The sequence below is a fragment of the Aeromicrobium sp. P2_G6 genome (assembly GCF_056403535.1).
This window is the reverse complement of sequence record NZ_JBFUFH010000005.1, coordinates 407,724-420,373: the sequence shown is the minus strand read 5'-3', so window position 1 is coordinate 420,373 and position 12,650 is coordinate 407,724. Positions and strand designations below refer to the sequence as shown.

The 12,650-nt window shown below is 64.0% G+C and carries 8 protein-coding genes, 1 tRNA gene and 1 pseudogene; 7 read left to right on the top strand and 3 right to left on the bottom strand.

The genetic code is table 11. The features are described 5' to 3' along the window. The coding region (locus tag AC1DVU_RS17760) for an IS110 family transposase (protein ID WP_476923788.1) at positions 1-298 on the bottom strand (298 nt) is incomplete at its 3' end. Between the two features lie 454 nt (positions 299-752). Here AC1DVU_RS17760 and AC1DVU_RS17755 point away from each other — a divergent pair. From AC1DVU_RS17755 to AC1DVU_RS17730, 6 genes and pseudogenes are all read left to right on the top strand, one after another. Continuing rightward, the gene (locus AC1DVU_RS17755; protein ID WP_476923787.1) at positions 753-1,841 is read left to right on the top strand and encodes an IS110 family RNA-guided transposase; all 1,089 of its coding nucleotides are present in this window, start codon (positions 753-755) and stop codon (positions 1,839-1,841) included. 781 nt (positions 1,842-2,622) lie between these two features. Continuing rightward, on the top strand, positions 2,623-8,007 hold the full coding sequence (locus AC1DVU_RS17750; protein ID WP_476923786.1) for an NACHT domain-containing protein: 5,385 nt from the start codon (positions 2,623-2,625) through the stop codon (positions 8,005-8,007). Positions 8,008-8,206: 199 nt separating this feature from the next. After that, complete coding sequence (locus AC1DVU_RS17745) at positions 8,207-8,959, top strand: hypothetical protein (protein WP_476923785.1); 753 nt, start codon at positions 8,207-8,209, stop codon at positions 8,957-8,959. 355 nt (positions 8,960-9,314) lie between these two features. Continuing rightward, entirely contained in the window at positions 9,315-9,509 is a 195-nt protein-coding gene (locus tag AC1DVU_RS17740) for a helix-turn-helix transcriptional regulator (protein ID WP_476923784.1), read from the top strand. 117 nt (positions 9,510-9,626) lie between these two features. After that, a pseudogene (locus AC1DVU_RS17735) lies at positions 9,627-9,764 on the top strand (Arm DNA-binding domain-containing protein); the annotation flags it as partial. 213 nt (positions 9,765-9,977) lie between these two features. After that, entirely contained in the window at positions 9,978-10,697 is a 720-nt protein-coding gene (locus AC1DVU_RS17730) for a tyrosine-type recombinase/integrase (RefSeq protein ID WP_476923799.1), read from the top strand. Between the two features lie 105 nt (positions 10,698-10,802). Here AC1DVU_RS17730 and AC1DVU_RS17725 read toward each other — a convergent pair. Beyond that, positions 10,803-10,876: transfer RNA gene (locus AC1DVU_RS17725), tRNA-Leu, on the bottom strand. Positions 10,877-11,028: 152 nt separating this feature from the next. Between AC1DVU_RS17725 and AC1DVU_RS17720 the strand changes: the two genes are divergently transcribed. Then, positions 11,029-11,373, top strand: coding sequence for a hypothetical protein (locus AC1DVU_RS17720; protein WP_476923783.1), 345 nt, complete (start codon positions 11,029-11,031; stop codon positions 11,371-11,373). Here the strand turns inward: AC1DVU_RS17720 and AC1DVU_RS17715 are convergent, their stop codons facing one another. After that, the gene (locus AC1DVU_RS17715) at positions 11,374-12,624 is read right to left on the bottom strand and encodes an alpha-hydroxy acid oxidase (RefSeq protein ID WP_476923782.1); all 1,251 of its coding nucleotides are present in this window, start codon (positions 12,622-12,624) and stop codon (positions 11,374-11,376) included. It lies immediately after the preceding gene. Positions 12,625-12,650: the final 26 nt, after the last annotated feature.

The following is a 12,650-nucleotide window of genomic DNA, read 5'->3' as shown; positions in this document are numbered from 1 at the left end:
GCACCGCCTTCATGTGAGCCGCGTTCAGCAACCAGATCTCCATCACCTCCTCCAGGCAGTAGAACGGCGGCTTCCAATACGTCGAAGTCGACTCGATCGCCGCGATCGACACCCCGGCCTCGACCAGCCAGTCCCGCATCACCCTCAGCGACCCCGACGTCGTCTTGAACGTCCGCGTCTCCGAATGCCGGCCACGTCTCGCGCCCGGGGTCCGGACACACACCGTCACCGACGCCTTCCCCACGTCCAGGCCAGCGACCCGGTCATAGAGCACTTCCATCACCATCAGCTCCCTCACCACTCGACCCGAGGCCCACCCAAGGTGGGCGGACCGGAGCCGCTCGGAGAGTCTTCCGCCGGGATACAGACCCACGTGCTCGAAGCAACAATCCAAAGGCACCCGAAGACCCCGCGTCATACACCTCAGCGGGCTCACCCGCACCAATGTGTGCCGACGTCGCCGAGCGACCACTCCCGATTCTCATCCCCCAACGCAGCGACGAAGTCGCACGCCGACACACCTCTTGCATTTCTGGGAGGGTCGTTTCGTCCGTACGTATCTGTGCGGGCCCGCGACGTCGTCGGGAAGGCCCAACCTTTTGCTGCCCACCGGGTCGGTGTGGCTCTCAGAATGGCTGCCTCCCGGCGACGGTCAGTGGTCGGCGTGACGCTCAATAGAGGCGTGGGAACGTCCCGAGAAATGCTTGCGCTCTGCCGTCCCCAGCGGTCAATCACGACGCAGGAGGAACGACTTGTTCGCAGGAATCGACACCCACAAAGACACCCTCGCGCTGGCGATCATCGACGAGGCCGGACGCCCCAAAGTGGTCGAGGAAGTGCCCAACACGGCGACCGGATTCGGTCGGCTCAATCGACTTCTCGACGAGCACTCCGTGGTCCGGATCGGCATTGAAGGCTCCGGCAGCTACGGCCGCGCGATCGCGATCCACCTTTCGATCAACAGCACCCAACTGTCGGTGGTTGAGGTCCCCACTCTCATGACGTCGCGCGAACGCGGCGCCCAACCGGGCAAGGGAAAGACCGACCCCGTCGACGCCGTCGCGATCGCCCGGATCACCGCACGCGACCACAGCCTCCCGCCGGTTCGGTTGGCCATCGGACCGGCCTCGGATCTTCGCGGCCTGCTGGACTACCGCGAGCAGCTCGTCACCGAACGCACCGCCGCCAGCAACCGCATCCATGCCGAGCTCGCCGGTCTCCACCCGGGATATCAGGCCACAATCCCGGCCCTGGCGCTCAAGTGGCAGACCACCGCTGCGCTGAAGCTGCTCGGCGATGACACCTCAGTGCGCGCCGATCTGTGCCGCCGGCGTCTGCAACGCGTCCAGCAGATCGACCTGGAGATCGCCGAGCTGACCAAGCAGATCGCGACCATGGTCGACGCCTCAGGTTCGACGCTGACCACCATCTACGGCGTCGGGCCACTGGTCGCTGCGCGCTTCCTGGCCGAGGTTGTCGACGTCCGCCGCTACCCCAACCGCGACACCTTCGCCTCAGCGAACGGCACCGCTCCCCTGCCGGCGTCGTCAGGACGGACCGTCCGGCACCGGCTCAACCGCGGCGGCAACCGACAACTCAACCGCGCCCTCTACACGATCGCGATCACCCAGATCCGAGCCGACACCGAAGGCCGCGCCTACTACGACCGCAAACGAGCCGCTGGCAAGACCAGCCGTGAAGCCGTCCGATGCCTCAAACGACGACTGTCCGACCAGGTCTTCAGAACCATGCGCGGTGACCTCGAGCAGGCCGTCGAGCTGGCGGTGGATGCGGCCGACGCAAACGAGGCCCGACTGACTGCCCAGAGGCAAGCTGCGTGACAGGGCTCCCAGCCTCAACCCTGTTCTTCGCTGAAGCGATCAAGCCGCATCCACCACCCAGCACGATAGTTCGAGCACGCCTCTTTACATAGAGGCCCATTCTCGGTGTCCCCTTGCGTCCGTACGAAAGGCCTTAGCGGTCATGAATACAGACAATGAGCGCGAATCGCGCCAGGTGAGTGGCCCTAAAGTCGCGGAGGGAACATGCCCGCGATGCGGCGAAGAAGTACAGCGCAAGGCGACCGGACGACCACCCACCTGGTGCTCGCAGACCTGCCGAAGAGCCGCGTACGAGGAACGCCGCGCCGCTTCTCGAGGTGTCATTGCGGTCGAAGTGGTCGACCGCGTGGAGACTCGCGAACACCCCATCGGAACCTGCGTCGACCGAACGTTGGCCTCACCAGCTGGATGCCGACGCGTGGTCTACGAACTGGCGAGACTCGGTCGCGAGCGAACCTTGCAGTCAGATCCCAAATGGGAGTCGACCTACAACGCCATACGCAACGGACTCATGGACGCCATATACACGCCCTTTGACCGGCGCCGATAGATCGCCGACCGACGTCTCAGGCGTAAACATTTCGCCCGCCCAGAGTGGGCCACCCGTGTGCCGAGGTTGATCTCGCGACAGGGGACTACTCAAGCGAAGCCACGAACCGCCTTCTCTCTGCGGGGAGGAGGAGCCCCACGGCCTCGGCAAGATTGTTCAGAGCTGAGCACATCCATGCGCGCTCTACGTCGGAGTCGGCCGCTAGCCTCAGTCTCGGAGGTGAGGACCACTGTGACCGAAGAAGTGCCGCGCTCGGGCGTGCCCACGGGCTCGGTCGAGTCGTGGCTATGGACCGAGCCGGAGCACGATGTGAAAGCCCTCCCGACGGTCACCGAACTCGAAACGCTGCCGCTGGGCGATTTGTCTTTCCGCGACACCGAGCGCCTGTTCCTTTGCCTGCTCGAATCCGAGATCGAAGTTACCTACGCAAAGTCGTACGGCGTCGTCGGCCAGGAACAAGAAGGCATCGACGTCTACGGACGACTACGGACCCCTGACCCGGCTGTCGATGAACACCAGCCTGCAGGCACGCGTTCCTACGTCACACTGCAGTCAAAACGCGTGAAGACGGTGGGGCCCGCCGACATCAAGAACGCGGTCGCCAAGTTCCTCGAGGGCCATTGGCCCGCTCTGAGCAAGCAGTTCATCTACGCGACGACGTTCGACTTCCGCGAACGAGACCTCGACCAAGCAGTGCGCGACGCAACAGAGCGCCTCCAGGAGCATGGCGTGGAGTTCATCCCCTGGGACGGTGAACGCATCAACGAGCTTTTGCGTTCACGACCCCGACTCGTCGACAGATTCTTCGGCCCACACTGGGTGAAACCGTTCTGCGGCGCCGACGCCGCGTCTAATCTGCCGCGCACCAGACTCGACCCGACAGAAACAAGGCAACTCAAAGGCGAACTTAGAGCCCTATACCGCGCCGCGTTCAACGCTTTCGCGTCGCTTCGACCGTCCGCACCGGAAGAGCCGTTCGTCATGCTCGATGTGCGGCAGCGTTCGGACAGTCCGAACGACCGATTGGAGGAGGTACGAAGCTCGCGAGCGGAAGACTCCTCCGTCCTGCACGATTCATCGACGGACGACGGCAGCGGCCTTCAGTCAGAGTCCCTCACGACGTCCTCCAGGCTGCGCCGGCCCCGCCCGTCACTGCGGGAAGTTAGCGGCCTCCTCGACGACAGGCGCGACGTCGGCGCGTTGGCTGACATAGCACCTGTGGACATCTGGCTTGGGGACGGCGAACGAAACGTTCTCCTCGGCGTGCCCGGCGCAGGCAAGTCAAGCCTTCTGCAGTTCGTCGCATCCGACCTCCTCGCCCCTGACCCAGTTTCGATTGCCCTGCAACGAGCTCACGGTGACCGGCTCCCCCTCTGGCTACCGTTCGGGTTCCTATGCCGTCACCTCGATGAGAGCAGCTCGAACTCGCTGTCCTCGGCGGTCCACGCCTGGCTCGCCAACCAAGCCCGCCCAGACTTGTCCCCTTTAGTCGACCAAGCGCTCGAGGATGACCGGTTGCTTTTGCTCATTGACGGGATCGACGAGTGGACGACCGAGGCAACAGCGAATGTCGCACTGGGGAAGATCGAGACGTTCCTCGGTGCCACGAACGCGGCGGTCATCATGACCTCTCGCCCGTACGCCTTGTCCCGGCTCCCCCTCAATCTGATCTGGCGTCGGGCGGATCTAGCGCCCCTAGACCAGGCCCAGCGGCGCGCAGTAGCAGCCTTGTATCTCGTCCCGACCAATCCTGAACCCGAAGCGACCCATCCCAGCGGTCCGGCTCAGAGCGCGCATCACATAGCTACCTGGTCCGCCGCCGCGGTTGAACCGTTCCTCGCCCAGATCGACGCCGTTTCGGAGCTCCAAGCGTTCAGCCGCACGCCGCTGCTCCTCGCACTGCTCGCGCGAACATGGCGCGGCGAGCCACTGCCCCCGAGACGATTCGACCTTTACGACCTCGTCGTCAAGATGCTCAGCGATACACATCCCAAGATGCGGGCCCGAGCGTCAAAAGCCACGTCCCAGGCACTCACGGTGGATGACTTCCAGACCCTCCTCCAAGGTGTCGCTTTTCGCCTTAAGGTTGACAACACTCCCCAACCGACGCCGTACAAGGCTATGCAGAATGCTTTCGAGGTCGTCCTCCGCGACCCAGAGATTCTCGGCTATCCTCCTGCCGAGGCGCGGTCCGTCGCAGCCGAGGCATTAAAGATGGCAGAAGACGAGTACGGCATTCTCGTCCCCCAAGGCGCCAAGCAGGTCGGATTCGTCCACCGCGTCATCGGCGACCACCTCGCCGGCCGACATCTTGCCGAACTAAGCCTGGAAACGCAGGGCACTACATTCACCGACCATCACCGAGATGCGTCTTGGACGGATGTTCTTCTCGCCGCACTGAACGCCCAACCGAACAAGCACACTGTCGCGAACGCGCTCGACGACCTCATCATGGAACTTGACCGCCATCCACCTGCTCGGTGGCCACACGATGTGCTCAACCGCCAGGCCACGTGGCGATTCCTAGCAGCGGCGCTCGCAGCCGACGTAAGCCTGGCGCCGAGGAAGATTCAGGAGTTCGTCACCGCCGTCGTCGCACAGGTAGAAAGCTCTCCGTCGCTGATCTACCGTGCCGACCTGGTCACGTCCTTGGTCCAAGCCTCCCCAACACCCGGGTACTGGCGCCACTTGAAACCGACGTTCACCCGATGGCTCAATGCCACCCGGCCCGACCCCGGCGCCGCCATCTACGCGCTCCGGGAGCTGCCCAGCAGCTACGACGCGCAAATCCAACGCATCGCTTTCCAAACTCTCCGCCACGAAGACGGAGGAGTGCGGTCTAGTGCGGTCGACATCATCGCGGCAAGGTACGGGAACTCAAGCGAACCCGCTCCGACGGCCCTTGCACCAGTTGACCTAGCACTGCATCAGGTCGTAAACGAGGGGCCTGACACCGCGACACAGTGCGCCGCGCTCGTAGCCTTGCTCGAAGGATGGCCAAAGGAGCCAGCGACTCTGGAAAACATCGCGTGGGCGCGCCAAAGCCCGAAGACCAACCTCCGTACGGCCGCGCTTTATGCAATCGCCAAAGCCGACCCGGAGACCCCACTCAGCAAGCTCTTTACCGGTGAGGAACTCGCTTTCGTTCTCGAACACCTACATGAAGAGCAGCACATCGACGACCACGACTGGACCGGACTGAACTCATTGCTAGTGGTGCGCGCCGTAGTTGAGTCGTCCCAGCAGTACAAGGACGAGCTCGCACAATTCGTGGTTGTCACCCTGCGCCAGAACCCGATGCGCGACGGCAACCGTTCGATGTGCTGGCAGCTCGCTTGCGGACCTCTCGCCGACCAACAAATTATCCAGGACTTTGTCATCGAGGAGCTGGCCGACGCTTCGGAGCGCTTTCCACTCATCCTCTACGACCTGTCGAAGATGCCGCTTGAATGGGCTGACCTTCCGGCACTCCGCGACGCCATAAACAACCGCATCGGCGAGTTTGCCGAGATGTCGTGGAATGGCAACATCAGCTTGACGCGCTTCCTTGATGACGGGCAGGCACGTACTGCCCTTCTTGCTGCCATCGACCAATCCCGACCTGCTGCAGCCGCACACACACTCGTTGACCGATTCGGAACCGACCCCGTTGTCATGGCTGCGCTCGACAAGCGGTTCGCTGACGACGAGGCGGCAGCCAAGCTTGCAGGCATAGCCATGCAGCACCTCGGCCCGGCAGCCGGCTTCGCGCGAAACTACGAACTTCTCAAGGGGCAAAACGCCAAGGAGACGACCAGCGCCAGCGAATCGCGCGTCGTTCTCGCACTCGCCGTCGCCCACAACTGGTACCAACTCAAACAAGCCGTCGCCGGCGAAGAATCACCGTTCGGCGCCGCCGACGCCCAGGCCGTCCTCGACGCATACGACGAAGACGCAGTTGCCGCGACGTGCATGGCTGTGCCCACCCGTCGCGGTCTCGGATGGCACATCGCTGACATCATCAACACGTGGCCGGCCCAAACCATCGACTACACCATCGCTGAGCTCAAAAGTGACCACCACATCACCCACGGCCTCAGGGATTCAATCCATCCAGTCGCCATCAGAGCCCACGCAACCAAGCCGAGCCCGCGGTCGGACGAAGTCCTCGACCTCGCCCTAGACCTCCTCACCCCACTCCCCGCGTCACTGCGCGAGGTCCTCGTCTTCGAACTTGCAAAAGCCCCCGTCGACCCTGCACAGCTCATTGACGTCACCGCAGCCTGGAAGAACGACCCCGATGACGGCGTCCGGCGAGTCACAGCCGTAGGCATCACCGAGGCCATCCGACGGCACCAGCGACCGGACCATGCGCCTTCGCCGGAATTGACCCACTGGCGTGAGGGAATTCGCGAGGATCTGCGAGCGTACGGACCACACCACGACGAGGACCGGCAAATCGCTTGGACCTGCATGCTGCTGCTCGACGCACCGGATCTCCTCGACGGTGTACTCGAGACCATCAACGAACCTAAACGCCCCGGAGTGCGCCTGACCGACATCTACGGCAACCCTGACGCTCTCCTCGCGGCTCTTGTCGCAGAGAACTGGGACAAGCTTCTGCCCCACCTGAGCGACAACCCCTTGACCCAGCTGTCCGGGATCCGTCCGAAGGATGGCGTCGAGGAGAAGGGGGCAGCACTGGGCGCCCTCTTGGTATCCCCGACCAGTCCTGGAATCGCCAACCTCCTCAGCGAGCGCGTCGCGACCGAAGTGACCGAGACTGGCGAGAGCGCAACCCTGCAGCTCATCGAGTCGACCCCCGCGGGCATCGACCATCTCATTCAGACCGGCGGCGCGACCAGTGAAAACCTCCACCGAGTCATCGCGGCGTCGGTCGCGACCACCACCAGCGGTGATCGCCAAGGCATCTACGAACACTGGGCATTCAGGAAGCTCACCTCCCCTTGGGACATACCAGACGTCGACCTCGGTACCAGCTTGCGCGAGGTGATGGATCCCAAGCCGCCACCGGCTGGCAGCCCACGATCGAAAAGTGAAGTCGTCAACGCAGTCCACGACCTGCTCTTTCCAGACAGCACCGAGGCCAAGGACCGCCTCCAACATCTCGTCGATTGGTTCGACCAGCCGGAGGAAGACCGCCACCCGGACGCGCCGACCAGCTGGATTGAAGCCATCGTTCTAACCTTCAATGTGACTCCGGCCGGTCACCTGCCTGCGTATGTCGAGCGAGTCTTCGACCTGCGTCGCCTGGAGGTCGCGCACGAGCCGCTGTGGAAGTTCACCGAACCCCTGATTCACCGCGTCACCAACGACCCACTGGCTGCCCACGCGCTCACCGAAGCTCTTGACGGACGCGACGTAGCCATCCAGTCGCCATTGTTCGGGCAACTGGCCGTCAGCCCAGGGAACGAGCAGGTTAACGCGGCGAGGCGTGTCTTCCTAATAGCCCGCACGCTCGAGGTAGCGGGCCACCTCGACGCGGGCGCGCTGGAAACGGCATTAGAGATCCTTCGCAAGGCCGATCCGCGCACCACCGTCACCGACCCCTACACCGGTGCTACCGGCCCGCTGCGCACGCTCGGAGTCGTCCTCGCCGGCGGAACTACCAAGTAGCCGCTTCCTAACAGCGCTCGCGCTGTTCGAACAGACGTCGCCTCAAATGCACCACCAGCGCGGTTCAGTGGGGACTTTGCATGCGTACCGGCACGGGTGTGTCGCGCAATTCGCGACCGAGATCGTGATCCTCGAAAGAACGAGCGTTCGCAGCACGACCCATCAATGCCGCGAGGAACGACGGTTGTAGTGTCCCGGAATGGCTGATTCGAGTCCTGGCAGCAGTACAGGCGCACGACACACACCTGCGAACGCACCGATCGAGTCCAGCGATGACGCGCAGTTTCGCCACGAAGGCGACTGGAACTCGTTTAAATTCGACCCTCCGCTGACGCACGAGGATGCCCTCGTCTTGGCTGCGCGGGCAGAGGAGCTTGGTCACAGGATGCTGTTCAGGCGAGCCGACTTTTCACAAGATGACGTACAGGCTCTACTCGTCGAGAAGGGCCCGAGCGCATTCTTGGACCTGACGTGGCTCCAGGAAGATATCTCTCCAAAGGAGCCGCCGGCGACTGCAGAACAGCGTATGAAGCTCCGGATGCGGAAGCTCGCTCCAATCGAGAGCCTCATAATCACTGATCCGTATCTGTTCACGAGTTCCCGGACCAGAGACAGCGAGGTATACGCGGCAGCGGTAGGCAACATGATTGCGCCCGCGCTGACGGACGGCCTTCACATCACTGCGGTAGTGACGTCGTCACAGAACGACGCGAAGGTGCGAGCGGCGGTTGAATCGGAACTGCACGCGCGCGCCCACGACCTGACAATCTCAGTGGTCGAGTCCGATGACTTCCACGACCGCTTCTGGATCGCAGACCGGGCACGGGGTCTTGTCATCGGGACTTCGCTCAACAAGATTGGCCGCCGAATCTTCTTTGTGGATGAACTCAGCGAGGCAGATGTCGCCGCTGTTCTGGCCGAAGTAGACCAGATTCTCGAACCACACACCTAGGCCGAGTCTGGCCCGACGCTGGTCCTACCGAATCTTCTCGTAGCCGCGAGTGTGGCCGAGTCCTGTTTTCGCGGTTTTCATTTCGCCAGCGACACCACGATGCTCATCGATTCTCTTGCCGGATTGACGCGAGAGCGCCTTGATGAGGCCCTCGCCCTGGAACTGGTCTCTGGTCTGTACTGGGTTGGCACGCGGCGGGGTAGCTTGGCCGATTCGGTCCTCCGATCTACGTCCCCCCAACGTCTCCCGAAATGTTCCCCCCAATGTTCCCCCGATTCTTGGACGTTCCCTGGCCCTTCGAGCGCACCTGAGCGGCCTTAGGTGGGTGTGATGCCAACGGATACGGAGGAAGCAAATGACTGATCAGGTGACGGAGCGCCTCGTCGCGCCAGAGGATCTCGCCGAGCTGCTCTCGGTGACGACAGGACAGTTGGCGCAGATGCGCTATCTCGGGACCGGGCCGGAGTACGTGAAGGTCGGCTCGCGGGTGCGGTACTCGCTGTCGGACGTACGGACCTGGCTCGACGAGCAGAGACGCGTTCGAACATGAGCTGAAGACGACTGTCCACACCAGCATCCGGCCACCGAGCTCGTCCACAACTCTGTGGCGCCCGCTGGTGCCGCATTCGCTGACCGCGATAGGCCCAAAGATGAGGAGGTCACAGCTATGGCGACCATCGAGTCCTATGAGACGTCCAGCGGTAGGCGCTACATGGTCCGCTATCGGAAGCCGAACCGGCGACAGACGACGAAGCGAGGATTTCGCACGAAGCGAGACGCCGAGCGGTTTGCTTCGGAGATCGAGGTCGCGAAGGATCGCGGACAGTACATAGACCCGCGATCCGCGCGGGTGACTGTCGGCGAGCTCGGGCCGGCGTGGCTGTCCCGTCAGACCCATCTCAAGCCGTCGTCGTACCGCCCACTCGAAATCGCCTGGCGTGTTCATGTCGAGCCGACCTGGGCCGGGCACCGCCTCAGCGACATCACCCACACGGAGATACAGGACTGGGTGTCGACCATGAGCGAGACTCGCGGTGCCACGACCGTTCAACGAGCTCTGGCGGTACTCTCGGGGATCCTCGACGAGGCGGTGCGCGATCGTCGTCTGTTTGCCAGTCCGGCCACCGGCGTGAAGACACCGCGGAAGGTCAAGAAGTCCCGCTCGTATCTGACACACCCGCAGGTCCAGGCACTCGCTCGCGAGTCAGGACAGTACGCCCCGGTCGTGCTGGTGATGGCCTACTGCGGTCTCCGGTGGGGCGAGATGGCCGCCCTCAGAACGAAAGACATCGACCTCGCACGACGTCGCCTCAGCGTCGAGCAGAACGCCGTCGAGGTCGGGCACAAGTTCATCGTCGGCACTCCCAAGAGCCATGAGCGGCGCACCGTGCCATTTCCCGAGCTGCTCGAAGCGAGCCTGCGCGAGGCATGCAAGGACAAGTCGCCCACGGCTCTGGTCTTCCCCGGACCAGACGGAAACTTCATGCACAACAACACGCGCGGATGGTTTGCCGGCGCGGTGGCTCGGTCGGGTGTCCCCCGGCTGACACCACACGACCTGAGACACACCGCGGCGTCCCTCGCGATCTCGGCCGGCGCGAACGTTAAGGCCGTCCAGCGAATGCTCGGACACGCCTCAGCGGCGATGACGCTCGACACCTATGCCGACCTGTTCGACGAGGATCTCGACGCCGTAGCCATCGCCCTGCATGCCGCCGCAGCGCCATACATCTCATGAAACGCCGTCAATGTGTGCTCAAAATGTGCTCACGCGGGGCCTAAGCCAATCGTCAAATCCCGCATAAACACTGCAATACCAGTAGAAACGCGACACCTGCCCGCGTGCTCCCGGTGGGGGTCGAACCCACACTGTGACGGGTTTAAGCCATCTGCCTCTGCCGATTGGGCTACGGGAGCCTCAGCCAGCCTATCGGCGCTGGATCACCCCGGGGTGGGTCCAGGCCCACCCGCAAGAGGCAAGGTGAGCCCATCGTTCCGCGACTCCGCAACTCATAGCGTCGAAGACACCGATCCGGCCCGTCCGGGCCACGACGCACCAGGAGTTCCCCATGAACGACATCAACCCGCTGACCAAGGCACTCGGCCACCTGTTCTGGCCCACCCAGATGACGCCCCGCCCCGCCGGAGCGCCGACCGACTGGCTTCGCTTCGCGCGCTGGGGTGCTGCGGCTTTCACCGCGCTGACTACTGCCGTCCAGCTGATCGTCTGGCTGATGATCTGCGTCATCACACAGTCGATCGAGTCGCCCTGGTGGCTGTGGTCGACCGTGCCCGGCGTGATCGTGACCGGCTTCCTGTCATGGATGATCGCCACCCGCGAGCAGCTCGGCATCGAGCCGCCTGCGGCCGTGACGACCGACCAGCACAAGCCCGCCCCCAGCCCGCTGGCGTGATCAGCCCCGCGGGGTCAGACGCTGCAGCTGGGTCACGTGCGCCGGCTCGAGCTCGGCCACCGAGGTGACGCCGAGGAGTCGCATCGTCCGCTCGATGTCCTTCGTCAGGATCTCGATCGTACGGTCGACACCTCGGCGTCCGCCTGCCATGAGGCCGTACAGGTATGCCCGGCCGATCAGCGTGAAATCGGCGCCCAGCGCGAGCGCGGCGACGATGTCCTGGCCCGACATGATGCCGGTGTCGAGGTGGATCTCGACCGAGTCGCCGACGGCGGACTTGACCTGCGGCAGCAGGTGGAACGGCACGGGAGCACGGTCCAGCTGGCGGCCGCCGTGGTTCGACAGCAGCACCGCGTCGACGCCGAGCTCGGCGAGCTTGACCGCGTCGTCGACGTTCTGCACTCCCTTGACGACGACCTTGCCGTGCCACTGGTCCTTGATCCACGCCAGGTCGTCGAACGTGACCGTCGGGTCGAACATCGTGTCCAGCAGCTCGGCGACCGTGCCGGACCACTTGTCGAGCGAGGCGAATGCCAGCGGCTCCGTGGTGAGGAAGTTGAGCCACCACGCCGGCCGCGGGATCGCGTTGAGGACCGTGCGCGGCGACAGGGTCGGCGGGATCGTCATGCCGTTACGGGTGTCCCGCAGCCGCGCGCCGGCGACCGGCACGTCGACCGTGACGAGCAGCGTGTCGAAGCCGGCCTTGGCCGCCCGGTCGACGAGCGCCATCGACCGCTCGCGGTCCTTCCACATGTAGAGCTGGAACCAGTTGCGCCCGTTCGGCGCGGCCGCTGCGACGTCCTCGATCGCCGTGGTTCCCATGGTCGACAGCGAGTACGGGATGCCAGCCGCCTCGGCAGCGGTCGCGCCCGCGATCTCGCCTTCGGACTGCATCATCCGGGTGAACCCGGTCGGCGCGATGCCGAACGGCAGCGCCGAACGTACGCCCAGGACCTCGACCGACGTGTCGACGACCGAGACGTCACGCAGGATCGCAGGGTGGAACGTGATGTCCTCGAACGCCTGGCGCGCCCGCGCCAGTGACAGCTCGGCGTCCGCTGCACCGTCGGTGTAGTCGAACGCCGCCTTGGGCGTACGCCGCTTGGCGATCGCACGCAGGTCCCAGATCGTCAGTGCCCGCTCGAGTCGCCGGCGCGTGGGGTTGAGCACGGGCTTCTTGAACTTGAGCAGGGGCAGGAAGTCGCGTGGCCGCGGGAAACGTCGGCGCTGCTTGACCAAGGGCGATGCCATGGTGGTCCTTTCGGGGCTGCACTCCA

Excerpts from the sequence above, each read along its gene's own strand:
- AC1DVU_RS17745 (WP_476923785.1), top strand. The coding sequence starts at position 8,207 with ATGGCTGATTCGAGTCCTGGCAGCAGTACAGGCGCACGACACACACCT.
- AC1DVU_RS17740 (WP_476923784.1), top strand. The coding sequence starts at position 9,315 with ATGACTGATCAGGTGACGGAGCGCCTCGTCGCGCCAGAGGATCTCGCC.
- AC1DVU_RS17730 (WP_476923799.1), top strand. The coding sequence starts at position 9,978 with ATGAGCGAGACTCGCGGTGCCACGACCGTTCAACGAGCTCTGGCGGTA.
- AC1DVU_RS17720 (WP_476923783.1), top strand. The coding sequence starts at position 11,029 with ATGAACGACATCAACCCGCTGACCAAGGCACTCGGCCACCTGTTCTGG.
- AC1DVU_RS17715 (WP_476923782.1), bottom strand. The coding sequence starts at position 12,624 with ATGGCATCGCCCTTGGTCAAGCAGCGCCGACGTTTCCCGCGGCCACGC.